Origin of the sequence: Pseudomonas sp., assembly GCF_040514055.1 — a bacterium.
Taxonomy (GTDB): Bacteria; Pseudomonadota; Gammaproteobacteria; order Pseudomonadales; family Pseudomonadaceae; genus Aquipseudomonas.
Genome location: NZ_JBEVDL010000002.1, coordinates 1 through 25,278 on the forward strand (window position 1 = coordinate 1; position 25,278 = coordinate 25,278).

At 61.9% G+C, this 25,278-nt stretch carries 25 protein-coding genes and 1 tRNA gene; 14 read left to right on the forward strand and 12 right to left on the reverse strand.

The window, feature by feature from the left end:
- Positions 1-445: 445 nt before the first annotated feature.
- A complete protein-coding gene (locus ABWY06_RS00575) occupies positions 446-1,234 on the forward strand; it encodes an SDR family NAD(P)-dependent oxidoreductase (RefSeq protein ID WP_353923610.1) in 789 nt (262 codons plus the stop codon).
- Positions 1,235-1,338: 104 nt separating this feature from the next.
- Here ABWY06_RS00575 and ABWY06_RS00580 read toward each other — a convergent pair whose 3' ends face one another.
- The 3 genes from ABWY06_RS00580 to ABWY06_RS00590 all read right to left on the reverse strand — a co-directional run bounded on the left by ABWY06_RS00580 (position 1,339) and on the right by ABWY06_RS00590 (position 4,267).
- The gene (locus tag ABWY06_RS00580; protein WP_353923611.1) at positions 1,339-2,697 is read right to left on the reverse strand and encodes an oxygen-independent coproporphyrinogen III oxidase; all 1,359 of its coding nucleotides are present in this window, start codon (positions 2,695-2,697) and stop codon (positions 1,339-1,341) included.
- 390 nt (positions 2,698-3,087) lie between these two features.
- Entirely contained in the window at positions 3,088-3,792 is a 705-nt protein-coding gene (locus ABWY06_RS00585) for a suppressor of fused domain protein (RefSeq protein ID WP_353923612.1), read from the reverse strand.
- A gap of 387 nt (positions 3,793-4,179) precedes the next feature.
- Positions 4,180-4,267 (reverse strand) — tRNA-Ser (locus tag ABWY06_RS00590).
- A 129-nt stretch (positions 4,268-4,396) separates the two neighbouring features.
- Between ABWY06_RS00590 and ABWY06_RS00595 the strand changes: the two genes are divergently transcribed.
- The 7 genes from ABWY06_RS00595 to ABWY06_RS00625 all read left to right on the forward strand — a co-directional run bounded on the left by ABWY06_RS00595 (position 4,397) and on the right by ABWY06_RS00625 (position 8,656).
- Positions 4,397-5,065: a Bax inhibitor-1/YccA family protein gene (locus ABWY06_RS00595; protein WP_353923613.1), complete on the forward strand. Its 669-nt coding sequence runs from the start codon at positions 4,397-4,399 to the stop codon at positions 5,063-5,065.
- A gap of 108 nt (positions 5,066-5,173) precedes the next feature.
- The gene (tusD, locus tag ABWY06_RS00600) at positions 5,174-5,566 is read left to right on the forward strand and encodes a sulfurtransferase complex subunit TusD (protein WP_353923673.1); all 393 of its coding nucleotides are present in this window, start codon (positions 5,174-5,176) and stop codon (positions 5,564-5,566) included.
- 1 nt (position 5,567) lies between these two features.
- Entirely contained in the window at positions 5,568-5,933 is a 366-nt protein-coding gene (gene tusC, locus ABWY06_RS00605; RefSeq protein WP_353923614.1) for a sulfurtransferase complex subunit TusC, read from the forward strand.
- Complete coding sequence (gene tusB / locus ABWY06_RS00610; RefSeq protein ID WP_353923615.1) at positions 5,933-6,232, forward strand: sulfurtransferase complex subunit TusB; 300 nt, start codon at positions 5,933-5,935, stop codon at positions 6,230-6,232. The genes tusC and tusB overlap by 1 nt, the downstream gene beginning before the upstream one ends.
- Complete coding sequence (locus tag ABWY06_RS00615; RefSeq protein WP_353923616.1) at positions 6,229-6,564, forward strand: TusE/DsrC/DsvC family sulfur relay protein; 336 nt, start codon at positions 6,229-6,231, stop codon at positions 6,562-6,564. Before tusB ends, ABWY06_RS00615 begins: the two co-directional genes overlap by 4 nt.
- Positions 6,561-7,553: a glycosyl transferase family protein gene (locus ABWY06_RS00620; protein WP_353923617.1), complete on the forward strand. Its 993-nt coding sequence runs from the start codon at positions 6,561-6,563 to the stop codon at positions 7,551-7,553. Before ABWY06_RS00615 ends, ABWY06_RS00620 begins: the two co-directional genes overlap by 4 nt.
- Before the next feature lie 98 nt (positions 7,554-7,651).
- On the forward strand, positions 7,652-8,656 hold the full coding sequence (locus tag ABWY06_RS00625) for a glutathione S-transferase family protein (RefSeq protein ID WP_353923618.1): 1,005 nt from the start codon (positions 7,652-7,654) through the stop codon (positions 8,654-8,656).
- 150 nt (positions 8,657-8,806) lie between these two features.
- On the opposite strand, the gene cysG is transcribed toward ABWY06_RS00625, so the two are convergent.
- The 6 genes from cysG to ftsK all read right to left on the reverse strand — a co-directional run bounded on the left by cysG (position 8,807) and on the right by ftsK (position 16,620).
- Positions 8,807-10,195: a siroheme synthase CysG gene (cysG, locus tag ABWY06_RS00630; RefSeq protein WP_353923619.1), complete on the reverse strand. Its 1,389-nt coding sequence runs from the start codon at positions 10,193-10,195 to the stop codon at positions 8,807-8,809.
- 117 nt (positions 10,196-10,312) lie between these two features.
- Positions 10,313-11,593 carry a serine--tRNA ligase gene (serS, locus tag ABWY06_RS00635; RefSeq protein ID WP_353923620.1) on the reverse strand — a complete coding sequence of 427 codons (1,281 nt, stop codon included), beginning with the start codon at positions 11,591-11,593 and terminating at the stop codon, positions 10,313-10,315.
- 191 nt (positions 11,594-11,784) lie between these two features.
- Positions 11,785-12,159 carry a fluoride efflux transporter CrcB gene (gene crcB / locus ABWY06_RS00640; protein WP_353923621.1) on the reverse strand — a complete coding sequence of 125 codons (375 nt, stop codon included), beginning with the start codon at positions 12,157-12,159 and terminating at the stop codon, positions 11,785-11,787.
- A complete protein-coding gene (locus ABWY06_RS00645; RefSeq protein WP_353923622.1) occupies positions 12,156-13,481 on the reverse strand; it encodes a replication-associated recombination protein A in 1,326 nt (441 codons plus the stop codon). Before ABWY06_RS00645 ends, crcB begins: the two co-directional genes overlap by 4 nt.
- A gap of 38 nt (positions 13,482-13,519) precedes the next feature.
- Complete coding sequence (gene lolA, locus ABWY06_RS00650) at positions 13,520-14,155, reverse strand: outer membrane lipoprotein periplasmic chaperone LolA (protein ID WP_502948127.1); 636 nt, start codon at positions 14,153-14,155, stop codon at positions 13,520-13,522.
- Positions 14,156-14,169: 14 nt separating this feature from the next.
- A complete protein-coding gene (gene ftsK, locus ABWY06_RS00655; protein ID WP_353923623.1) occupies positions 14,170-16,620 on the reverse strand; it encodes a DNA translocase FtsK in 2,451 nt (816 codons plus the stop codon).
- Positions 16,621-16,804: 184 nt separating this feature from the next.
- On the opposite strand from ftsK, the gene loiP reads away from it, so the two are divergent.
- The 5 genes from loiP to infA all read left to right on the forward strand — a co-directional run bounded on the left by loiP (position 16,805) and on the right by infA (position 20,389).
- A complete protein-coding gene (gene loiP, locus ABWY06_RS00660; protein ID WP_353923624.1) occupies positions 16,805-17,560 on the forward strand; it encodes a metalloprotease LoiP in 756 nt (251 codons plus the stop codon).
- Positions 17,561-17,624: 64 nt separating this feature from the next.
- Complete coding sequence (gene trxB, locus ABWY06_RS00665; protein ID WP_353923625.1) at positions 17,625-18,572, forward strand: thioredoxin-disulfide reductase; 948 nt, start codon at positions 17,625-17,627, stop codon at positions 18,570-18,572.
- 54 nt (positions 18,573-18,626) lie between these two features.
- Entirely contained in the window at positions 18,627-19,325 is a 699-nt protein-coding gene (aat, locus tag ABWY06_RS00670; protein ID WP_353923626.1) for a leucyl/phenylalanyl-tRNA--protein transferase, read from the forward strand.
- A 36-nt stretch (positions 19,326-19,361) separates the two neighbouring features.
- Positions 19,362-20,069 carry an arginyltransferase gene (locus tag ABWY06_RS00675; protein ID WP_353923627.1) on the forward strand — a complete coding sequence of 236 codons (708 nt, stop codon included), beginning with the start codon at positions 19,362-19,364 and terminating at the stop codon, positions 20,067-20,069.
- A gap of 101 nt (positions 20,070-20,170) precedes the next feature.
- Complete coding sequence (gene infA, locus ABWY06_RS00680; protein WP_002553999.1) at positions 20,171-20,389, forward strand: translation initiation factor IF-1; 219 nt, start codon at positions 20,171-20,173, stop codon at positions 20,387-20,389.
- A 98-nt stretch (positions 20,390-20,487) separates the two neighbouring features.
- On the opposite strand, the gene clpA is transcribed toward infA, so the two are convergent.
- The gene (gene clpA / locus ABWY06_RS00685; RefSeq protein ID WP_353923628.1) at positions 20,488-22,758 is read right to left on the reverse strand and encodes an ATP-dependent Clp protease ATP-binding subunit ClpA; all 2,271 of its coding nucleotides are present in this window, start codon (positions 22,756-22,758) and stop codon (positions 20,488-20,490) included.
- Positions 22,759-22,797: 39 nt separating this feature from the next.
- On the reverse strand, positions 22,798-23,160 hold the full coding sequence (gene clpS / locus ABWY06_RS00690; protein ID WP_353923629.1) for an ATP-dependent Clp protease adapter ClpS: 363 nt from the start codon (positions 23,158-23,160) through the stop codon (positions 22,798-22,800).
- Positions 23,161-23,388: 228 nt separating this feature from the next.
- Between clpS and cspD the strand changes: the two genes are divergently transcribed.
- Positions 23,389-23,658, forward strand: coding sequence for a cold shock domain-containing protein CspD (gene cspD / locus ABWY06_RS00695; protein ID WP_353923630.1), 270 nt, complete (start codon positions 23,389-23,391; stop codon positions 23,656-23,658).
- Between the two features lie 73 nt (positions 23,659-23,731).
- Here cspD and icd read toward each other — a convergent pair whose 3' ends face one another.
- Positions 23,732-24,988, reverse strand: coding sequence for an NADP-dependent isocitrate dehydrogenase (gene icd / locus ABWY06_RS00700; protein WP_353923631.1), 1,257 nt, complete (start codon positions 24,986-24,988; stop codon positions 23,732-23,734).
- Positions 24,989-25,278: the final 290 nt, after the last annotated feature.

Here is a 25,278-nt window from a genome sequence, read left to right on the forward strand (position 1 = left end):
CCTGGAATACGGCCGAAAACACGCCACCTCCCTCAGTGGGAACGTCCTGGAAGACCTGGAGCGCCGACTGCGCTACGAAACGCAGCAACAAAGCCGAGTGGTGGGCTAAATATGTGGGGATCACTCAGGGTCGGAGTGATTAAATTTTATCCAAACCTACCCGCTAACTACCTCGTATGCGCGCTAAATGCCCTCTAAAGAAGGGCCAACAGCCGCTCTATGGAATCTTGATGTCAGACATCAGCAAAGCGCTTGACGAATTATATGATGATCATCATTCTATAGGTTCACTCCACCTTGCGGATCCGCGCCCCAAGTCACTGCCCGTGAACAGCAGCGCCGATCTCACCGAGGTGGACGGCGAACGAGTCACCTATCGTCGTTGAGCATCAGGTGGCGCGAACCACGCCTCCTGGCCTATTTTCCCTCCGAGAGAGAACAACCCATGATCGCCCATTCGACCGTCCTTATTACCGGCGCCTCCAGCGGCATCGGCGCCACCTATGCCGAGCGCTTCGCCCGTCGCGGCCATGACCTGATTCTGGTGGCCCGCGACAAGGCGCGGCTGGACACACTTGCCCTGCGTCTGCAGCAGGAACACGGCATCAGCGCCGAAGTCATCCAGGCCGACCTGACCCAGTTCGGCGATCTGGAGAGGCTGGAAAAACGCCTGCGCGAAGACACCCGGATCGGCATCCTGATCAACAATGCCGGCGCGGCCCAATCGGGCAGTTTTATCGAGCAGAGCACCGACAGCGTCACGCGCCTGGTCACACTCAACACCACCGCGCTGGTGCGCCTTGCCAGCGCGATTGCCCCGCGGCTGGCCAACGCCGGTACCGGTGCCATCGTCAATATCGGCTCGGTCGTGGGTTTGGCGCCGGAACTGGGCATGACCGTCTATGGGGCCACCAAGGCGTTCGTGCTGTTTCTCTCCCAGGGACTGAGCCTGGAGCTCATGCCCAAGGGCGTCTATGTCCAGGCCGTGCTGCCTGCCGCCACCCGCACCGAGATCTGGGAGCGGGCGGGCATCGACATCACCACCCTGCCCGAGGTGATGGAGGTCGACGATCTGGTGGACGCCGCCTTGGTCGGATTCGATCGCCGGGAGCCGGTGACCATCCCGCCGCTGCAGGAGGCTGCCCGCTGGGAAACCCTGCAGGCCAGCCGCCAAGCCCTGCTCGGGGGCCTGCGCCAGGCCCAGGTGGCCGAGCGTTATCGCAGCATTTCCTAGGCAGCAGGCAGCAAACAGATGCCGCCAGGGCCTGTTGGCACGCTGCGCACGGCCGTGCCGGCGACTGAGCCGCTGTCCAGGCGTTCGACAGGCGCCCCCCCGGCTCAGCGAGCAAACGACCGCACGCCCTTGCCGAACCGGGCCGCGCCAGGACGCTCGAACGCCTGGCACACCGACCCCATCAGCAGCTGGCCGAGAGGAGAAACCTGGATGCGCTGGCGGTTCAGGGTCAGCAAACCATCGCGGCTCATTTGTTCCAGCAGCGGCCAGGAGGCCGCAAAGTGCTCCCGCAGGCATACACCGAACTGCTGTTCGAGGCTGCCGATGTCCAAGCACAGGTGACAGACAAGGCTGTCGACCAGTGTGCGGCGCAGATGATCGTCCTGGCCGCACCGCAAGCCGCGACGGGTCGCCAACTGGCCCAGCTGCAATTGGCTTTGGTAATGCGCCAGACTGCGACTGTTCTGCGCATAAAGGTCGCCCACCTGGCTGATCGCCGAGACACCGAGACCAATCTGATCTGAACAGCGCTGGTGGCTGTACCCCTCGCAGGTGCGCCGCAATTGGCCGCTCTCCTGAGCAATCACCAACTCGTCTTCGGGCAACGCAAAGAGCCCCATGCCGATGTAACGGTAATTGGCGAGGCTCAGCTGCTCCACGCAGTGGCGCCGCATCATCCGCTTGTCCTCGAGGCTGGACAGTCCACGCAGGGACAGACGCCCCGGCGACCCCATGCGCTGCAAGGGCTCGGCATAGTCGAACAACCAGATCCGGCTGGGCAGCAATTCGATTATGGCGGCCACCTTGCGCACAAAGCTCTCCCGGGTTTGCCAGGCGCGGCCGTAACCCAGTTCGATGGTCAGCGAGCGAAAGCGCAGGGTGCGCGCGGCATCGATCAGCGAGCAGATGTGTCGCGGATCTCGCAGCGCCTCCGGCCCAAAGGTGCTGGTCTCGGCGTCCGCCACGCACAGGCGGACGTGGTTGAAGCCCAATTCCCGTACTAAGCCCATGGTGGCCCAGTCCGTACGCGTCTGCTCGAGCCCGATGCTGTAATCGCCGGCATCGTTATCCAGCAAGCGCAAGCGCGTGCGCACATGGGCCAGCAATCTCCGCATCGCGTCGGCGCCCAGCAGGCTACCGCCAGCCAGGTGAAACCGGGTGACTTGCTGCTGTCGCAGGTGGCAACCGATCAAGTCGATTTCTCGCCTCAAACAGTCCAGGTAATCACCGATGGGGTCGGCCGACGCACGCCGCCAGCCGGGGTAAAGCGCGTGCCTGGAAGGCAGGCGCACCGTCAACGCCAGCGGCCGTTTCGCCTGCCGACTGCCGCGCAGGGCCCGCAGCAGATCCAGCGAGCCGACCCGGTGGTGAAAGGTGCTGCTATCGGGAAAGCCACCTCCGCTGAAGACGCCATAAACAGGGCGATCGAGCAGTGCGCCGTCCCAGTCGATGGATTCGAACATCCGGTCCCTGCCACCCTGAGCATGTCGACAGAGTGTAACCAGGTTCGTACGGAGGCTCCTTAACGTGCGTCAACTCCGCCGACGCGGGAGCTGCGTTTCGTGGATCGTGTAGGGGGCCAGGTACTAAGGCGACGACGAATCGGCATGGGTATCGCTGCGCTCAACCCATCCTACGAAACGGGCTTCAGGACTCACGCGGCGGATTTGAATACAGTGACAATGGACTGCTCAGGGCAGATAAAAGCAGCTCCAACAAGCCGTTATGCAAGCGGTAGTTGCGCTGAGGGAGGCTCTTGATGCAACGGAACCCTGAGCGGCCCACGGACCGCCGCGTGGGCTCGCAGGTTGTGTCAAGGCAGTGCTCCATGCTACAGCCATTATCTCCCGATGTTATACATACGAGCTCCGCGTTTCATCCAGAATAAATGGATGATTGTTTTCATCGAAAATATCGTAAAGCCTGTCTGAGCCATGCTCCAGCTTGAACTCGAGCTCGGCAGTGGTGATCGGTGTCAGGTGCAGTAGCTGAACAGGGATGCCAGACTTTTCATAAAGGCGATCGCTAAATTCATTGTCGGGCGAAAGAATGCTTGAAATAAAGAGGACGGTGTCGAGGCTGCCTGGTGAAAAATAAGGCTCTGCCGGTTGGCCATTCGGAATGGTGTGGCCCTGAGCAAAATAGCTCCCGTACTGGTGCGGATACCGCGCGTAATAACGAATCAGATGGATGTACTCCTCTTTGGGTTCGGTGACATACATCAGTATCTCGGCCCGTTGGTAGTCATCGGGAATGCCGGCGGCAAGGGTCATGGGCACATCGCTCATGCCCGAGGAGACGAGCGTATAGAAAGTCCGGCCTTGATAGCCAGGCTTGTAAACAAACACATCGATATGAGGAGACAATGGCGATATTTCGTGACTGACAGAATCACAATCGCCAAATAACTCGTCGAAGAGCTGCTCACGAAAATCCTGCAACTGTTCACCGGACTCAGTCTGAAAACCAATCAGGTCGGCGCCTGCTTGAGAGTTTTCATGGGCAGCTGTTACAGCTCCGATGCCGGCTTTCTTCTTTTGTTTGAAAGGACCAAACAAGTCACGACTCCTGTTCAAGTGCGATGGCAATCTACATCGTGGTTTCAAAGGCGATGAGCAAAATCTAAAGCGGTAACTAGGATATGCCCAGGAAGCGACCCTGGACAGGTCAGGGTGAGTATGGTTTCTGCCCGAACCTTCCAGCCCTGATCTGACCTTGCCCCCATAAACCCGTGGCGGCTCAGAAGCCTGGGTTTGACACGATCTGGTCCAGCAATCGTGAGCGGGGGGTTAAGCGCTGGATCGGGCCTCGTAGGTTTCCGGCCCGATGCGTTTCAAGCTGCCAGGACGCCGCTGACGGCTGTGCTCGCGGGCAAGGATAAATGGAGTTTGACCACCCCCAGAAACGCGAAAGCCCCGCAGTGCGGGGCTTTCGGGTGATGCGTATGGCGGAGGCGGTGGGATTCGAACTCACGGACCTGTTACAGTCGACGGTTTTCAAGACCGTTGCCTTAAACCACTCGGCCACACCTCCGCAGATCCTGCGGGCGGCAATAATACCCGAACGTAACACGCTGTCAAACTCTCGCGCTTGGCAGCCGCCAGACCTCTGTTATGATCGCCACTGACCCGGGTCACGGACCTTATTGTTAGGAGTGTCGCCATGAACGAACAGAACTACGCCATCAATCTAGGCAAGACGCAGGAGCTGGAAGTCAGCGCCATGCTGCGCAATACCTACGGCTTGCTGGCCCTCACCCTGGCCTTCAGCGGCCTGGTGGCTTTCCTGGCCCAGCAAATGAATGCGCCACGACTGGGCTTCTTTATGGTGTTGATCGGCTTCTACGGCCTGTTCTTCGTCACCGTGAAATTGCGCAACTCGGCCTGGGGCCTGGTATCGACTTTTGCGCTGACCGGCTTTATGGGCTTCACCCTGGGCCCGATCCTGAGCCACTACCTGAGCATGCCCAACGGCGGTCAAGTGGTCGCCTCGGCCTTTATCATGACTGCCCTGGTGTTCAGCGGCCTGTCGGCCTACGTGCTGACCACCCGCAAGGACATGAGCTTCCTCAGCGGCTTTATCGTCGCCGGCCTGTTTGTCCTGTTTGGCGCCATGCTGGTGGGCTATTTCTTCAACATCAGCGGCCTGCAACTGGCGATCAGCATCGGTTTCGTGATCTTCGCCTCGGCCTGCATCCTGTTCCAGACCAGCGCCATCGTGAACGGCGGTGAGCGAAACTACATCATGGCCACCATCAGCCTGTATGTATCGATCTATAACCTGTTCGTCAGCTTGCTGCAGATCATGGGCATCATGAGCAGCAACGACTGATTCATCAGCGCTGAAAAAGCCCGCCTAGGCGGGCTTTTTCATGCCCGTGGTACGCATCCGCCTGGCTCAGGCCTTATCATGGCGGCAGTTTCCCGGATCGATATCGCCATGAAATTCGCCATCGCCGTTTTCGCGCCCGCCCATGCCCCCGCCTCGCGCCGCGCCTTGCGTTTCGCCCAGGCCGTGGTCGACGGCGGTCACCAGATCGTCCGCCTGTTTTTCTACCAGGACGGCGTGCACAGCGCCTCGGCCAATACGGTGGTGGCCCAGGACGAGGTGGATATCGCCGCCCAGTGGCACAGCTGGGTTCAGGCAAAGGGTCTGGACGGCGTGGTGTGCATCGCCGCCGCCCTGCGCCGCGGGGTGCTGAACGTCGAGGAAGCCCAGCGTTACCAGCGGCCGGCCGCCAATCTCGGTAGCGGCTGGGAACTGTCCGGCCTGGGCCAGTTGCACGAGGCCGCGCAACTGGCGGACCGCCTGGTCTGTTTTGGAGGCCCTTGAGATGAACCCGGTCAAATCCTTGCTGATCATCAGCCGACAGGCGCCCTGGGCCGGCCCCGGCGCCCGTGAAGCCCTGGATATCGCCCTGGCCGGAGGCGCTTTCGATTTGCCGATCGGCCTGCTGTTTCTCGATGACGGGGTGTTCCAGCTGACCCAGGCCCAACGCCCGGCAACCCTCGAGCAAAAGGACCTGGGCGCCAACTTGCAGGCCTTGCCGCTGTTCGGGGTCGAATCGCTGTATGCCTGCCGGCACAGCCTGGCCGTGCGCGGCCTGGGGCAAACAGCGCTTGGCCTGCCGGTAAGCGTTTTGGACGACGACCAGCTGCGCGCGTTGGTCGATCACTATGAACAGGTAATCACCCTCTAATGGCCACCTTGCACCTGCTGTCCCACTCCCCTTTCGGCGATACCCGCCTGGACAGCTGCCTGCGCCTGCTGGGCACGGACGACGCCTTGCTGCTCAGTGGCGACGCGGTCTATGCCCTGCAGCCTGGCACCGTTCCAGCACAACGCCTGCTGGCCTTGCCAGAGGGCGTCGCGCTGCTGGCCTTGGAGGAGGACCTGCTGGCCCGCGCCCTGGCGGCTCCACCGCGGGTGCGGGTGCTGGATTACCCCGGGTTCGTCGACTGCTGCAGCCGTTACGCCAAGGTCAACAGCTGGTTATGAACAGCCTTCAGCTCGACCATCAGGCCATCGCGCTGGATAAGGACGGTTTCCTGCTCGACCTGCACTGCTGGTCGCCAGCGGTGGCCGAGGCCTTGGCGGCGCGCGAGGGCCTGGTGCTGAGCCCCGAGCACTGGGAAGTGCTGGACCTGCTACGCGAGTTCTACCGCGAATTCCAGCTGTCCCCCGCCAGCCGTCCGCTGGTCAAGTACACCGCCCTGAAACTCGGCCCGGACAAAGGCACCAGCCTGCACCTCAACCGCCTGTTCAAGGGCACTCCCGCCAAACTGGCCGCCAAGCTGGCGGGCCTGCCAAAACCGACCAATTGCCTATGAATCCGCTGAACCTGAGCACACCCGCCGAACACCCCTTTGCCCCCTATGTCCGCATCCTCGGCAAGGGCAAACGCGGCGCGCGCAACCTGACCCAGGACGAAGCGCGGGATGCCATGGGCATGCTGCTCGACGGCCAAGTGGAAGACACCCAGCTCGGCGCCTTCCTGATGTTGATGCGCTACAAGGAAGAAAGCCCCGAGGAGTTGGCGGGCTTTACCCAGGCGGTACGCACGCGGATCACCGCTCCGCCGATCGCGGTCGATATCGACTGGCCCAGCTACGCCGGCAAGAAGCGCCACCTGCCCTGGTACCTGTTGGCCGCCAAGTGCCTGGGGGACAACGGCGTGCGGATCTTTATGCACGGGGCCGGCGCCCACACCGCCGGCCGCCTGTACAGCGAACAGCTGCTGCAGCAGCTGGACATTCCGCTGTGTCGCGACTGGTCGGCGGTGGCGCACAGCCTCGACCAGCGCTGCCTGGCCTTTATGCCGCTGAACGACTGGATGCCCGGCTTGCAGCGGATGATCGAACTGCGCAACACCCTGGGCCTGCGCTCGCCAATCCACTCGCTGACCCGTGTGCTCAATCCCCTGGGCGCCCGCTGCGGATTGCAAAGCATCTTCCATCCCGGTTACCAGGAGCCCCACCGCGAAGCCAGCCGCCTGTTGGGCGACAGCTCGATCGTGATCAAGGGCGACGGCGGGGAAATCGAAGTCAACCCGGATGTCGCCGGCCACCTTTACGGAACTGCCAACGGGCTTGCCTGGGACGAGCAATGGCCGGCCCTGGCCGCCCAGCGCCACGTCAAACCCGAGCGCCTGGAGCCCGATCACCTGCTCGCCTTCTGGCGGGGCGAGGTCGCGGATGCCTACGGCGAGCTGGCCGTCCAGGCCACCGTGGCACTGGCGCTGCGCGGCCTGGGGGTGATGCGTGAGGCCGCCTTCGAGCAGGCACAGGGTTATTGGCTAGCCCGCAACAAATCGATTTAGCCGATAATACACTCCTGAACTTTGCGCTCTTCGTTCGAATCCATCTCCGTAGACTGAATGCCTGACCACTGCGGGTCAGGTACAACCAGGAGCCGGACATGGGGTTGTTAGTCGAGGGACAGTGGCGGGACCAGTGGTACGACACCGCCAAGGACGGACGCTTTGAGCGCGAGAACGCCCAGCGCCGTGACTGGATCAGCGCCGACGGCAGCGCCCCGCCCGGCCAGCTAACCGCTTACGCGGCGCAAGCCGGCCGTTACCACCTGTACGTGTCCCTCGCCTGCCCCTGGGCCCACCGCACCCTGATCCTGCGCCAACTCAAGGACCTGGAGTCGCTGATCGACGTTTCGGTGGTCAGTTGGCTGATGGGCGGACAAGGCTGGACCTTTGACCCGGCGCACGGCGCCAGCGGCGACCGTTTGGATGGCCTGGCCTACCTGCATCAGCGCTACACTCGTGACGACCCCCACTACAGCGGCCGTGTCACCGTTCCGCTGCTGTGGGACAAGACACAGGAACGTATCGTCAACAACGAGTCGGCGGAGATCATCCGCATGTTCAATACGGCATTTGACGAACTGACCGGCAACCGTCTGGACTTTTACCCCGAACCACTGCGCGGCGAGATCGACGCACTCAACGCCCGGATCTATCCGGCGGTAAACAATGGTGTGTACCGGGCCGGCTTCGCCACCACCCAGACGGCCTATGGCGAAGCCTTTACCGCGCTGTTCGAGGAGCTGGAAGCCCTGGATTCCCTGCTGGACCGGCGCCGCTACCTGGCCGGCGACTACCTGACCGAAGCCGACTGGCGGCTGTTCACCACACTCATCCGCTTCGACGCGGTGTACCACGGCCATTTCAAGTGCAACCTGCGGCGCATCGCCGATTACCCGAACCTGTCCAACTGGTTGCGCGAGCTGTACCAGTGGCCGGGCGTGGCGCAGACCGTCGATTTCGAGCATATCAAACACCACTACTACGCCAGCCACCGCACCATCAACCCAACCGGGATCGTGCCCATGGGGCCGGCCCAGCAGCTGGAGGCCGCCCACGACCGCGAGCGCCTGCCGGGCCGGAGCGTCTGGCAACGGCCGTTATAGGATTTTCTTGAGCGTTGAGGGTGTTATGCGGCATGGGCAGGTGGAGCATGGGGCACGAGCAACAGCACTCAGGGAAAGACCCTCGCCGTCACTGGATTCCCGCCTGCGCGGGAATGACGGCATTTTGATCGGCGGCAGGGCACCTATCGCTCAGCCCTGCTGCGCGCCTTCGAACCAGGCCAGTTTCTCGCGCAGTTTGACCACCTCGCCGACTATCACCAGGGTCGGTGCATGCACTTCATGCTCGGCCACCAATTGAGGCAGATTGGCCAGGGTCCCGGTGAAGACCCGCTGATTGGCCGTGGTGCCCTGCTGGATCAAGGCGGCCGGTGTGTCGGCGGCGCGCCCGTGCGCCACCAGTTGCTGGCAGATCAGCGGTAAGCCGATCAGCCCCATATAGAACACCAGGGTCTGGCCGGGTGCGGTCAGGTCCGCCCATGGCAAGTCGCAACTGCCATCCTTGAGGTGCCCGGTGACAAAAAGTACCGACTGGGCATAATCGCGGTGGGTCAGGGGAATGCCGGCATAGGCCGCGCACCCGCTGGCGGCGGTGATACCCGGTACCACCTGGAAGGGAATACCGTGGGCTGCCAGCTCCTCGATTTCCTCGCCACCACGGCCGAAGATAAAAGGATCGCCGCCCTTCAGGCGCAGTACTCGTTTACCTTGCTTGGCCAAGGTGACCAGTTGCTGGTTGAGCTGCTCCTGGGGCACGGCATGCTCGGCGCGCTGCTTGCCGACGTAAATGCGCTCGGCATCACGGCGGCACAGGTCGATGATCGCCGGGGCGACCAGACGGTCGTAGAGCACCACATCGGCCTGCTGCATCAGGCGCAGGGCACGGAAGGTCAACAGGTCCGGATCACCCGGACCGGCGCCCACCAGATAGACCTCGCCCAACGCCCGGGGCGCGACCCCGGCGATCTTCGCCTGCAACTGGCGCTCACCCTCCCCCAGCTTGCCGGCGAACACGCTTTCGGCGATCTGACCCTGGAATACATCCTCCCAGAACACCCGACGCTGCTGCACATCGGGAAACAGGGCACGCACCTGGGCGCGGAATTTCTTCGCCAGGCCGGCCAGTTGACCGTAGGTGGAGGGGATCCAGGTCTCGATCTTGGCGCGAATCAGGCGCGCCAGCACCGGCGCGTCGCCGCCGCTGGTGACGGCGACGATCAGCGGCGAACGATCGACGATGGCCGGGAAAATAACGCTGCACAGCGCCGGCGCATCCACCACGTTGACCGGAATGCCGCGGGCCTGGGCCTGGCTGGAAATCTGCGCGTTCAGCGGTTCGTCATCGGTGGCGGCGATCACCAGGGCCACGCCATCCAGGTCCGCCGATTGATAGCCGCGCACCAGGACCTCAGCGCAAGCACCGGCCAGTTCGCGCAGCTCGTCACGCACCTCGGGCGCCACCACGCGCAAGGTCGCCCCGGCATCCACCAACAGCCGCGCCTTGCGCAACGCCACCTCACCACCGCCGACGACCAGCACCCGGCGGTCCTGCAGTTTGTGAAACAGGGGAAGGAAGTCCATGGCGCACACTCTCGATCAGATGTAAGCAAAGGGGCGGCGCGCTGGCCGCCCCACGCTGCGCGGCCGGTTCAGCCGCCGGCGGGTTGCGAGCAACCCGCGACAAGGGTCCAGAGGCGCTTAGCCGATGACCTCGAGGCCGCCCATATAGGGCTTGAGCACCTCAGGCACGCGGATCGAGCCATCGGCTTGCTGGTAGTTCTCCAACACCGCGACCAAGGTGCGGCCCACCGCCAGGCCGGAGCCGTTGAGGGTATGCACCAGCTCGGGTTTGCCGGTTTCCGGGTTGCGCCAGCGCGCCTGCATGCGCCGCGCCTGGAAATCGCCGCAGTTGGAGCATGAAGAGATCTCCCGGTACTTGTCCTGGCTCGGCACCCAGACTTCCAGGTCATAGGTTTTGACCGCGCCAAACCCCATGTCGCCGGTGCACAGCGCCAGTACCCGGTACGGCAACTCGAGCAGCTGCAAGACCTTCTCGGCATTGCCGGTCAGGCTTTCCAGGGCCTCGGCGGACTTGCCGGGCTCGACCACCTGCACCATTTCCACCTTGTCGAACTGGTGCTGGCGGATCATGCCGCGGGTATCGCGGCCGGAAGCGCCGGCTTCACTGCGGAAACAGGGGGTATGCGCCACCAGTTTCAGCGGCAGTTGCTTGGCCTCGAGGATCTCGCCGCTGACGATATTGGTCAGCGACACCTCGGCGGTCGGGATCAGGTACAGGTCGCTCTCACCCTCGCGGCCGATCTTGAACAGGTCTTCCTCGAACTTGGGCAGTTGACCGGTGCCCTGCAAGGCCGAGGCCTGGACCAGATAAGGGGTGTAGGCCTCCTCATAGCCATGCTCGTCGGTGTGCAGGTTGATCATAAATTGCGCCAGGGCGCGGTGCAGCCGGGCAATCGGGCCACGCAACACGGCGAAACGGGCCCCGGACATGCGCGCGGCGCGCTCGAAGTCCAGCCAGCCATGCTGCTCGCCCAGGCTGACATGGTCCTGGATGGCGAAATCGAACGCCTTGGGCGTACCCCAGCGGCGTACCTCGACGTTGCCCTCCTCATCGGCGCCCACCGGCACGGACGGGTCCGGCAGGTTGGGGATGCGCAGCAGGATATCGTCCAACTCGCCCTGGATCCGGTCCAGCTCCAGCTTGCCGGCGGCCAACTCGTCGGCCATACGCTCCACATCGGCCATCAGCGGCGCAGTGTCTTCGCCACGCGCCTTGGCCTGGCCAATGGACTTGGAACGCGCATTACGCTCGGCCTGCAGCAGCTCGGTACGGGTTTGCACCACCTTGCGCTGGGCTTCCAGCGCCTCGATGCGCACCACGTCCAGCTGAAAACCGCGGGAGGCCAGGCGCTGCGCCACGTCCTGAAGCTGGGTGCGTACCAATTTGGAGTCAAGCATGGAGGTTCTCGTCTTTGTACAACGGGTTAAATGAAGGTATCGAGCGCGGGTCGGGCAGTGGCCTCCCTGGAGGGACGCAAAAAACCCACCGTTCGATAAACACAGAAACAAGGAAGCGGAGTTTACGACGAGTAAATCCGCTAGCCGAAGGCCTTTTTCAGGGCAGAGGGCTCAAGGGCGCATTTTCTTGCTCAAAGACGTCCCAGGGACAGGCCACCCCAGGTCGCCAGCAAGCCACCGAACACGCTGAGCGCGGCGTACAGGCACGCCTGCAGGCCCTGGCCGCTCTCCAGCAGCCGCAAGCTGTCCAGTGAAAACGACGAAAAGGTGGTCAGGCCGCCAAGCACACCGACAATCAGCCCCGCCCGCAACGCCAGAGGCACCTCCGGGCGAACCAGGAACACCGCGTAGAGGTAACCGATCGCCAGGCAACCAAGCAAATTCACCGCCAGGGTCGCTAAATAGAAATGCTGGGGCCAGTGGGCATTGATCCAGTTACCGGTGACGAACCGCAACAGCGTGCCCGCCATGCCGCCGGTCGCCACCGCCAGCACCACGCCGATCATGGCTTGCGCCGCTGGCGAGGACTGGCCCGGTCCTGGGCCGCCAAATGTTGCAGCTTGTCACGGATCTTCAACTCAAGACCGCGGGGCACCGGCTGGTAATACTGGCGCGGCGTCATACTTTCCGGGAAATAGTCCTCGCCGGCGGCGTAGGCCTCCGGTTCGTCATGGGCGTAGCGGTACTCGTCGCCATAGCCAAGTTCCTTCATCAACTTGGTCGGTGCGTTGCGCAAGTGCAGCGGCACCTCCTGGGAGCCATTTTCGCTGACGTCGCGCATGGCCGCCTTGAAGGCGCTGTACACCGCGTTGCTCTTCGGCGCGCAGGCCAGGTAGACCAGCGCCTGGGCTACCGCCAGCTCCCCCTCCGGGCTGCCCAGTCGCTCTTGCACGTCCCAGGCCGACAGGCACAGGCTCAAGGCTCGAGGATCGGCATTGCCAATGTCTTCGCTGGCCATGCGCACCACGCGGCGGGCGATGTACAGCGGGTCGCAGCCGCCGTCCAGCATGCGCGCGAACCAGTACAGGGTCGCGTCGGGGTTGGAGCCGCGCACCGATTTGTGCAGCGCGGATATCTGGTCGTAGAAGGCCTCGCCGCCCTTGTCAAAGCGCCGCTGGCTGTCACCCAGCAGGCTCTGCAGCAGCCCGACGCTGATCGGCCCGCCGTCCTCGGCCAGGTCGGCCGCGTTCTCCAGGAAATTCAGCAGGCGCCGTCCATCACCATCGGCAGCGGCCAACAGCACGCGAAAACTCTCCTCGGGCAGGCTCAGCTGGCGTTTACCCAAGCCTTTTTCTTCACTCAATGCCCGCTGCACCAACTTGCGCAGGGCCGCTTCGTCGAGGCTTCTCAGCACATAGACACGGGCCCGGGAAAGCAGCGCGTTGTTCAGTTCGAACGAGGGGTTTTCCGTGGTCGCGCCGATAAAGATCAACGTGCCGTCTTCCACATAGGGCAGGAAGGCGTCCTGTTGCGACTTGTTGAAGCGGTGCACCTCATCGACGAACAACAGGGTGCGACGGCCATACTGGGCGGCGTGCTGCTGGGCGATTTCAACCGCCTGGCGGATCTCCTTGACCCCCGAGAGCACCGCCGAGAGCGTCTCGAAGTGGGCGTCGGTGACCTGCGCCAGCAGGCGCGCCAGGGTGGTCTTGCCGACACCCGGCGGCCCCCAGAAAATCATCGAGTGCAGCGCACCCTGCTCCAGGGCCTCGCGCAGCGGCTTGCCGCGGGCCAGCAAGTGTTCCTGGCCGACATACTCGTCCAGATTGGTCGCCCGCAATCGGGCGGCCAGCGGTTGAGCGACGGGGGTGTTGCGAAACAGGTCCATGGCAGGTCAGGGCCTCGGGTACGGACGCCGTGGCGGCGTCACTCCTCGATCACATCGGTGCCCTCGGGAACCTCGAAGGTGAACTGCTTGATATCGAGTTTTTCGTTCATCTTCACATTGAGAAACAGGATATTGGTGCGTTGGCCGATAGTGTCGATCAACTGCATGTCATTGACCACACCATTACGGAAGGACAGGCGCAAGCTGTCGAACAGGCTGTCCTTGGCCTTGGGCTTGAGGGTGAAATCCACCACGTCACCGCCCTCCTTGTGGCTGATTTCGAAGTTTTCCTGAATCTGCGAGACATCGCCGGACAGCAACAGTGCCGGGGTGTGGGTCAGGCGCTTGTCCAGGGTCTGGATGGTGACCTGCTCCAGATCAGGGTCGTATAACCAGACCTTCTCACCATTGGACACCAACAACTGCTGCTGCGGCTCGTCGGTGTGCCAGCGGAACAACCCCGGGCGCTTGAGCGCCAGCTCCCCGGCGGTCTCCTGCAGCTGGGTGCCGCTGCCATCGAGAGTCAGCTGGGAGAAGCGCGCGGTGATGGTCTGCGCCTGGTTCAACAACTCGCTCAGGCGCTTGACCGCCACGGCGTCATCCGCCCGGGCGCACAGGCTGGTCATGCTCAGGGCGGCCAGCATCAGCGCCGCTATCGTTCGTATTACGTGCATGAAAATCCTTAATGTCAGTCGCGTGTCGGGCCCGGCGCGATCACATCCCGCGAGCCGTTGGTGTTCATGGCGGTTACCACGCCGGCCATTTCCATGGCTTCGACCATGCGTGCGGCGCGGTTGTAACCGATTTTCAATTTACGTTGTACCGCAGAAATCGAGGCGCGCCGGCTCTCTGTGACAAAGCGCACGGCCTCGTCGTACAGCGGGTCTTCCTCGCTGCCCTCGCCGCCCTCGCCGCTGCTGCCACCGTCGAAACCGCTGCCAGGTTCCTCGACGCCGGCCAGGATGTCCTCGATATAATCCGGCGTGCCACGCAGTTTCCAGGCCTCCACCACCCGATGGACTTCCTCGTCGGAGACGAAGGCGCCGTGCACCCGGATCGGCAACCCGGTACCCGGTGGCAGGTAAAGCATGTCGCCGTGGCCGAGCAGTTGCTCGGCGCCACCCTGATCGAGGATGGTGCGCGAATCGATCTTGCTCGACACCTGAAACGCCATGCGGGTCGGGATATTGGCCTTGATCAACCCGGTAATCACGTCCACCGAGGGCCGCTGGGTCGCCAGGATCAGGTGAATACCAGCCGCCCGGGCCTTCTGCGCGATCCGTGCGATCAACTCTTCGACCTTCTTGCCGACGATCATCATCATGTCGGCGAACTCGTCGACTACGACAACTATGGTCGGCAGGCTTTTCAGCAAGGGCGCCTCGTCGTGCACACTTTCGCGCTTGTACAGCGGATCGGTCAGCGGTTCGCCGGCCTCTTCGGCATCCTTGACCTTGCGATTGAAGCCCGCCAGGTTGCGCACCCCCAACTTGGACATCAATTTATAGCGTCGTTCCATTTCGGCGACGCTCCAGCGCAATGCGTTGGCCGCCTCCTTCATATCGGTGACCACCGGACATAACAGGTGGGGAATACCTTCGTAGATCGACAGCTCGAGCATCTTCGGGTCGATCATGATCAGCCGCGCCTCTTCTGGCGTGGACTTGAACAAAATCGACAGGATCATGGCGTTGACCCCCACCGATTTGCCCGAGCCAGTGGTGCCGGCCACCAGCAGGTGGGGCATCTTGGCCAGGTCGGTGATGACCGGACGGCCGCCGATGTCATGGCCGAGGGCCAGGGTCACCGGTGATTTGGCGTCGTCGAACTCGGGGGAGGACAGTACTTCGGAGAAGCGTACGATCTGCCGATCCTCATTGGGCACCTCAATACCCACCGTGGTCTTGCCCGGAATGACTTCCACCACCCGCACGCTGATGATCGCCATCGAGCGCGCCAGGTCTTTGGCCAGGCCGGAAATCCGACTGACCTTGACCCCCGCCGCCAGCTGGATCTCGAAGCGGGTAATCACCGGACCCGGGTGCACGGACTCGACCATGACCTCGACACCGAACTCCTTGAGCTTGATCTCCAGCAGGCGCGACATGGCCTCCAGGGACTCAGGCGAAAATTTCTTCTGCTTTTTCTCGGCAACATCGAGGATGGAGATGGGCGGCAAGGTCCCTTCCACCGCGCTGTCGACGAACAACGGCGCCTGTTTCTCCTTTTGCACACGCTTGCTCGGCTCTTCGCTTTTGGCCGGCAGCGGCGGCGTGATGACCGGCGGCGTGCGGGTCTCGCGAGCGGTCATGTGCTTGGTCAGGGCCTCTTCGCGCTCGATCAACCGCTCCTTGACCTTGGCCTGCTCACGGCGGTCATGCACCACCGGCGCGGCGACTTCGCTGACCCGTTCATCGACCTCACGCAGTTGCGCGACCATGCGCTTGCGCTGAACCCGCGCATCCCACCAGCGGTTGCCGGCGTTCTGCACCAATTCGACCAGGTCCAGGGTGATCTTGCCGGTCAAGTCCATGACACGGAACCAGGACAGGTCGCTGAACACCGTCAAACCGAAAAGGAACAATGCAATAAATAGCAGCGTGCTGCCCTGCACATTCAACCCGGTGACCGCCAGGCGGCCCAGGCTTTCACCCAGCGCGCCACCGGCCGACGCTGGCAGGCTGGAGCCGGATTGAAAGTGGATATAGGCCAGCGCCGCGCCCGACAGCACCAGGAAGACCAAGCCGATCAGGCGCCAGGAAAACAGCCAGCCACTCCAGACCCAGGGCTGATGGCGGCCGCGGTACACCTGCAAGGTCTTGATCGCCAGCAGCGCCGGAAACAGGTAGGCAAAATAGCCCAGGGCCATAAACAGGATATCGGCGAACCAGGCGCCGGCACGGCCGGCGGCGTTCTGCACCTGAGCGACAGTGCTGGTGTGGGTCCAACCGGGATCGGCGGGGTCGTAGGTCAGCAGCGCCATCCACAGGTAGAGGCACAACGCACCCAGGGCGATCAGCGCGCCTTCCTTGAGCCGGTAATGTAGTTGCTGACGCCAGACGGGAGCCTGGGCACTGGGGGTGGGATTCTTCAAAACGGGTCTTTTCCTGCGCCAAACCGGGTATCCAAGGGCCGCCATTGTAAGCCTTTAGGGGAGCGATGCCAGTGCGAAGCAGTGACATTAAAAGTGAGACCCAGCGGTCAAAAAGAGAGACGTATCACTCATTTTGAGGCCTACTGGCTCACTATACTGCGCTGCGTTTCATTCACCTGATGGCCTACTGCCTCTTACCTGCTGTGCACCCAGCAAAGGACACTGCCCAATGAAATCCCGTAATCTCCTCAGCCTGCTCGTCGCCACCGCCATTCTCGGCGGTTGCCAGAACATGGACGCCGGCACCCTGCTCCAAAGCGGCGGCTTGGCGCTTCAGGCAGCCACCCTTAGCGATGCCGAAGTCAAAGCCCAATCCGATGGCGCCTGCGCGGCCATGGACGAGGAAAACAAAATCGCCCCTGCCGGTAACAAGTACGCCAAGCGCCTGGCAGGCATCGCCAAGTCCCTGGGCAGCTCGGTCGACGGCACCCCGATCAACTACAAGGTCTACATGACCGATGATGTCAACGCCTGGGCCATGGCCAACGGCTGCGTACGGGTCTACAGCGGCCTGATGGACCTGATGACCGACAACGAAGTCGCCGGCGTGCTGGGTCATGAAATCGGCCACGTCGGCCTGGGCCACAGCAAAAAAGCCATGCAAGTCGAAATGGCTACGAACGCGGCCCAGTACGCCGCCTCTGCGTCGTCCAATGGCGCCGTCTCGACCCTGTCGCAAACGCAACTGGGCGACCTGGGCAACGCACTGGTCAACTCCCAGTTCTCCCAGTCCCAGGAAACCGATGCCGACACCTACTCCTACAACCTGCTGACCAAGCGCAAGGTCAACCCCCAAGGCCTGGCGACCGCCATGGACAAACTGGCCAAGCTCGGCGGCGGCAGCGAACACAGCATGTTCGACTCCCACCCGCCAAGCGCAGAGCGCGCGCAACATATTCGCGACCTGATCGCCGGTAAGAAGTAAGCCAAGATCAGGTATGCTCTTGCCCAGTCTCGAGCATACCTGAACTTTCGAAGGACCCCTTTCCATGAGCGACGTGAAACATTCCCGCCTGATCATTCTCGGCTCCGGCCCCGCCGGCTACAGCGCAGCGGTCTATGCAGCCCGTGCCAACCTCAAGCCCCTGGTCATCACCGGCATCCAGCCCGGCGGTCAATTGACCACCACCACCGAAGTGGACAACTGGCCCGGCGACGTTGAAGGGCTAACCGGCCCCGCGCTGATGGAGCGCATGCAAAAGCATGCCGAACGCTTCGACACCGAAATCGTTTTCGACCATATCCATACCGCCAACCTGGATCAGCGCCCTTTCACCCTGATCGGTGACAGCGGCACCTACAGCTGCGACGCCCTGATTATCGCCACCGGTGCCTCCGCCCAGTACCTGGGCCTGCCGTCTGAAGAAGCCTTTGCCGGCAAAGGTGTTTCCGCCTGTGCCACCTGCGACGGGTTCTTCTATCGCAACCAGGTGGTCGCCGTGATCGGCGGCGGCAATACCGCTGTCGAGGAAGCCCTGTACCTGTCCAACATCGCCAAGGAAGTGCATCTGGTGCACCGCCGCGACAAGCTGCGCTCGGAGAAAATCCTCCAGGACAAACTCTTCGAGAAAGCCGCCAACGGCAATATCCGCCTGCACTGGAACCAGAACCTCGACGAAGTACTGGGCGACGCCACGGGAGTCACCGGCGCGCGCCTGCGCGACAGCCATAGCGGCGCCACCCAAGACCTGCCCCTGGCCGGTGTCTTTATCGCCATTGGTCACAAGCCCAATACCGAGCTGTTCCAAGGCAAGCTGGAGATGCGTGACGGCTACCTGATGATCAAGGGCGGCAGCGAGGGCAATGTCACCGCCACCAGCATCGAGGGCGTATTCGCCGCGGGCGACGTCGCCGACCACGTCTATCGCCAGGCCATCACCTCGGCCGGTGCGGGCTGCATGGCCGCCCTGGATGCCGAGAAATTCCTCGATAACTAAATTGCCCGCCCCCGCGGATGCCTGGCATCCGCGCTTCCTGGTGCCGCGCCCCCGATGCTGACCTGGCTGCAACGCGACTCCCTGACCTTTCCGCCGCTGGCAAGCGCCCTGCGCGAACCCAACGGACTGCTGGCGGCGGGCGGTGACCTGAGCCCCGACCGGCTGATCGCTGCCTACCGCCATGGCTGCTTTCCCTGGTTCGAACAGGGTCAACCCGTTCTGTGGTGGTCACCGGACCCGCGCACCGTGCTGTTTCCGGACGAGCTGCACCTGTCACGCAGTCTGGCCAAGTGCCTGCGCCAGCAACGCCTGCAGGTCAGCTTCGACCAGCACTTCGCGACCGTCATCCAGGCCTGCGCCGCGCCGCGCTCCTACACCGACGCTACCTGGATCACCGCTTCCATGCAGCAGGCCTATCTGCAGCTGCATCAGCGAGGTATCGCCCATTCGGTGGAGGTATGGCTGGACGGGGAACTGGTGGGCGGACTCTATGGTCTAGCGCTGGGCAGGCTGTTTTTCGGCGAGTCCATGTTCAGCCGTGTCGACAACGCTTCCAAGGTGGGGTTCGCCACCCTGGTCCAGGCGCTCAGGAACTGGGGATTTGTGCTGATCGACTGCCAGATGCCCACCGCCCACTTGCACAGCTTCGGTGCACGCGCCATACCCCGCGCCGAGTTCTCCGGCTACCTGCAGCAGTTTCTCGATCAACCGAGCGAGGCCCCTCGCGGCTCCTGGGCGACGGGCAAAGCCTGACATACAATGATTTGAAGTGTTATCCGAGCACCGACCATGACCGAGCTGGCCCGCCTCAAGTTCTATGCCACTCAACCGCATCCCTGTAGCTACCTGCCCGACGAACAAGCCACCACCTTGTTTCTCGACCCCAGTCAGCCCATGGACGGACAGGTCTATGCCGAGCTGTCGGAGCTGGGCTTTCGGCGCAGCGGCGACCACCTCTACCGACCGCATTGCCAACGCTGCAGCGCCTGTGTGCCCGCGCGCATTCCGGTCGACCAGTTCACCCCGAACCGTCAACAAAAGCGCATCCTCAAACGTAACCAGGCACTTCTGGTCAAGGCGGTACGACCGGTGTTCACCGAGGAATACTACGGCCTGTACATGCGCTACATCGAGCAACGGCATGCCGACGGCGACATGTATCCGCCCAATCGCGAGCAATTCGCCACCTTCCTGGTACGTGACCTGCCGTTTTCGCGCTTTTATGAATTTCGCCTGGAGGGACGCTTGCTCGCGATCGCCGTGACCGATGTGCTGCCCAATGGCCTCTCCGCGGTCTATACCTTCTACGAGCCCACTGAAGAGCGACGCAGCCTGGGGCGCTACGCCATCCTGTGGCAGGTCGGCGAAGCGACTCGCCTGGGCTTGCAGGCCGTTTACCTGGGGTATTGGATCAAGGCCTGCCGCAAGATGAATTACAAGACTCAATATCGGCCCATCGAGCTGTTCGTCAATCAGCGTTGGATCACACTAAGCTGAAGCCCCTTGGCGTAGCCCCCTGTTTTCGGGCACAATGCACGCCGCTTTTGCCTGGAGCCACTTGCACCGGGCCACTCATTCGTTACCGAGGGCTTTACTGCATGTCGAAAGAAGACAGCTTCGAAATGGAAGGCACTGTCGTCGACACCCTGCCCAACACCATGTTCCGTGTGGAGTTGGAAAACGGGCACGTCGTAACCGCGCATATCTCCGGCAAAATGCGCAAGAACTACATCCGAATTCTGACCGGCGACAAAGTACGCGTTGAGTTGACGCCCTACGACTTGAGCAAGGGCCGCATCACCTACCGCGCCCGCTAAGCAAGTCCCCATAAAAAAACGCCCGGCACTGCCGGGCGTTTTTGTATTACCACCGCGCCGAACAAGCGCTTCTCGCGTTTGCCCGGACCGCTCCAGACTTATGCCATCTCGGCCGTGGTTTCGAAGTCGAACGTCAGTTCGCCGTCCTTGACCCCGATATGCACCACGCCACCGTGCTCGGCCAGCTCCCCGAACAGGATCTCTTCGGCCAAGGGCCGCTTGATCTTGTCCTGGATCAGCCGCGCCATAGGGCGAGCGCCCATTTGCGCATCGTAACCGCCTTCAGCCAACCAGCTGCGTGCGGCATCGCTGACCTCGAGCATGACCCGCTTGTCCTCCAATTGCGCCTGCAGTTCAGTGAGGAACTTGTCGACCACGCTTTTGATCACCTCATGGCTTAAGCGACCAAATTGGATGATAGTGTCCAGCCGATTACGGAACTCGGGCGTGAAACTCTTCTTGATCACCTCCATCGCATCGGTAGAGTGATCCTGATGGGTGAAGCCGATCGAGGCACGCGCAGCGGTTTCAGCACCGGCGTTGGTGGTCATGATCACTATCACATTGCGGAAGTCCGCCTTGCGCCCGTTGTTGTCGGTCAGCGTGCCATGGTCCATTACCTGCAGCAGCAGATTGAACACCTCCGGGTGAGCCTTTTCGATCTCATCGAGCAGCAACACACAATGGGGCATCTTGGTGATCGCTTCGGTGAGCAAGCCGCCCTGGTCGAAACCGACATAACCCGGCGGTGCGCCGATCAACCGCGACACCGTGTGGCGCTCCATGTACTCGGACATGTCGAAACGCACCAGTTCGATGCCCATGGCCTTGGCCAGTTGCCGCGCCGCCTCGGTCTTGCCCACCCCAGTGGGGCCAGCAAACAAGAACGAACCCACCGGCTTGTCAGGCGACTTCAGTCCTGCCCGGGACAACTTGATCGCAGTGGACAACGAATCGATCGCCGCATCCTGACCGAACACAGTCAGTTTGAGGTCGCGCTCCAGATTTCGCAGCAACTCCTTGTCGGAGCTGGTGACATGCTTGGGCGGAATTCGCGCGATCTTCGCCACGATATCCTCGACCTGGGCCACCTCGATGCGCTTGAGGCGCTTCTCCAGAGGCTGCAGGCGCTGATAGGCCCCCGCCTCGTCGATCACATCGATGGCCTTGTCCGGCATATGCCGGTCATTGATATAACGCGACGCCAGCTCGGCCGCCGCGCGCAATGCCTCGTCACTGTATTCGATACCGTGGTGCTGCTCGAAACGCCCCTTGAGGCCGCGCAGGATACCGACGGTGTCCTCCACGGACGGCTCGGACACATCGACCTTCTGGAAGCGCCGCGCCAAGGCCCGGTCCTTCTCGAAGATACCGCGAAATTCCTGGAACGTGGTGGAACCGATGCAGCGAATCTCGCCCGACGAGAGCATGGGCTTGAGCAGGTTGGAGGCATCCATCACCCCACCCGATGCCGCGCCCGCACCGATGATGGTGTGGATCTCGTCGATAAACAGAATCGCATGGGGGCGCTTGCGCAACTCGTTGAGCAACGCCTTGAAGCGTTTTTCGAAATCGCCCCGGTATTTGGTGCCGGCGAGCAAGGCGCCCAGGTCGAGCGAATAGACCACGCTGTCCGCCAGCAGGTCCGGTACCTGGCTGTCGACGATACGCTTGGCCAGGCCTTCAGCGATGGCGGTCTTGCCCACACCGGCCTCACCCACCAGCAGCGGGTTGTTCTTGCGCCGCCGCGCCAGGATCTGCGCAACACGCTCGACCTCGGGCTCACGCCCCACCAGCGGATCGATACGGCCCTGGCGCGCCAGTTCGTTCAGATTGCTGGCATAGGCATCGAGCGGATTGCTCGAGGCAGCCGCTTCGCCCCCTTCATCGTCCTGCATCTCGCTGTCGCCTTCGTTTTGATCACCATGTCCGGGCACCTTGGAGATACCGTGGGCGATGAAATTGACCACATCGATACGCGCCACACTCTGCTGCTTGAGCAGGAAAACGGCCTGACTTTCCTGCTCGCTGAAAATCGCCACCAGCACATTGGCGCCAGTCACTTCACGCTTGCCGGAGCTTTGCACGTGGAACACCGCACGCTGCAATACCCGCTGGAACCCCAGCGTCGGCTGAGTCTCGCGCTCCTCATCATGCTGAGGAATCAACGGCGTGGTGGAGTCGATGAATTCCTGCAGGTCGTGACGCAGTTTATCGAGGTTGGCGCCGCAGGCGCGCAGCACGCTGGCGGCCGCCTCATTGTCCAATAAGGCCAACAGAAGATGCTCAACCGTCATGAATTCATGACGCTTGGTGCGGGCCTCCTTGAAGGCCAGATTGAGGGTGACTTCGAGCTCTCGGTTTAACATAGCTTCACCTCATTCCCAATCATTCCCAAGCGGCCGGTGTTAACCGTCCCTCTCTATCTCACAGAGTAGCGGATGCTGACTTTCTCTCGCGTACTGATTGACCTGCATCGCCTTGGTCTCGGCGATATCGCGGGTGAAGATACCGCACACCGCCCGCCCCTCTGTATGGACGGTCAGCATGACCTTGGTGGCCATTTCGCGATTCAAATTGAAAAACACCTCGAGAATTTCGACCACGAAATCCATCGGGGTGTAGTCATCGTTGAATAAAATCACCTTGTACAACGGCGGAGCCTGCAAGGCGGGCTTGGCTTCCTGTACCGCCAATCCCCCAACACCATCCTCGTCTGAGGCCGGATGGTCCTGGTTGAATGTTAGTCGAATCTGGCTATTTAGACGCATGCTGGCGAGAAAGGTCCATGCTGGGGCGAGACGATTACAGGGGTAGATTGACCGGCTTTGCAGCCACCTGCAGCATTCGCTTGACTATCGGCAAAACGGTGTTACAAACAAGGAATACCCACTTCGGGTATCAGGGGTTCCGCGTCCACGCCACAAACGGATTTTTTGGGCGCGGGGTCTAAGTGGATGATACTCCAGTGATGGAGTTCTTTGCAGAGGGATATGAGCATGCTTAGCGGTAAGGTCAAGTGGTTCAACAACGCCAAGGGCTACGGATTTATCCTGGCCGATGGCAAGGACGAGGACCTGTTCGCCCATTACTCGGCGATCCAAATGGACGGTTACAAAACGCTAAAAGCCGGTCAGCCGGTCAAGTTTGATATCATTCAGGGCCCGAAGGGGCTTCATGCCGTGAATATCAGTTCAATTTCTGCATCACTTGATGCGCCTGCACCTGCCGCCGCCAGCCAAGCGCAGGCATCCAAGGCTGAAGTCTGAAACCGGGCGCTCACTGATCCAGCATAAAAAAGGCCGATCCTGATGATCGGCCTTCTTTTTGTCGCAGGTTCGCTTACATGTGGCGAATCATGGCATCGCCGAACTGCGAGCAGGACTGCAACTCGGCGCCTTCCATCAGGCGCTCGAAGTCGTAGGTCACGGTCTTGGCGGCAATCGCGCCTTCGGTGCCCTTGATCAGCAGATCAGCAGCTTCCAGCCAGCCCATATGGCGCAGCATCATCTCGGCGGAGAGAATCAGCGAGCCTGGATTGACCTTGTCCTGGCCAGCGTACTTGGGCGCGGTGCCGTGGGTCGCTTCGAACATGGCAATGGTGTCCGACAGGTTTGCACCAGGGGCAATACCGATACCACCCACTTCCGCGGCCAGGGCGTCAGAGAGGTAGTCACCGTTCAGGTTAAGGGTGGCGATCACATCGTATTCGGCCGGGCGCAGCAGGATCTGCTGCAGCATCGCGTCGGCGATGGCGTCCTTGACCACAATGCTCTTGCCGGTGTTGGGGTTCTTGAATTGCATCCAAGGACCGCCATCCAGCAGCTCGGCACCGAATTCCTTCTGCGCCACCTCGTAGCCCCACTCCTTGAAGGCACCTTCGGTGAACTTCATGATGTTGCCTTTGTGAACGATGGTCACAGAGCTGCGGTCATTGTCGATGGCGTACTGGAACGCCTTGCGCACCAGGCGCTTGGTACCGGCTTCGGATACCGGCTTGATGCCGATACCGCACATGTCGGTGAAGCGGATCTTCTTGACGCCCATTTCCTCGGTGAGGAACTTGATCACTTTTTTCGCTTCGTCGGACCCGGCTTTCCACTCAACCCCGGCATAAATATCTTCGGAGTTTTCACGGAAGATGATCATGTCGACGTCTTGCGGCCTTTTCACCGGGCTCGGTACACCGGTGAACCAACGAACCGGACGCTGGCACACATACAGGTCCAACTCCTGGCGCAGGGCAACGTTCAGCGAACGGATGCCGCCACCGACCGGAGTGGTCAGCGGGCCCTTGATGGACACCACGTAGTCGCGCACCGCTTCCAGCGTTTCGGCAGGCAGCCAGGTATCGGCGGAGTAGACCTGCGTGGCTTTCTCGCCGGCATAGACTTCCATCCAGGAAATCTTGCGCTCGCCACCGTAGGCCTTGTTCACAGCCGCATCGACGACCTTGATCATCACCGGACTGATATCGACACCGATACCATCCCCTTCGATATAGGGGATGATTGGATTGTTAGGTACGTTCAGGGACATATCGGCATTGACGGTGATTTTGTCACCGACCGCTGGCACCTGGATCTTTTGGTATCCCATGCTGGACTCCGTTGCTCTCGTGGTCTGTCATCCCGCCGCACGGATGGCGCGGCGAAATGCCTGTTTAGGTCTCGGAAAGGCGGATCATTCTTGTAGTTTTTCTACAGAAAGTCACGCGCTTTCCCGTGGCAAACGCAGGGGGCTACTGCGTGTAGCCTACCCTCGGTACTTTCCCCAGCAGCGATGTAGCCTGACTACAGAATCGCTACAGCCCGACTGCGCAAGCCGCCATAGAGCCTAGCAGCTTGCCAACCCTCGCGGCCGGCCGGCGCCAGCCGTTATGATGGGGC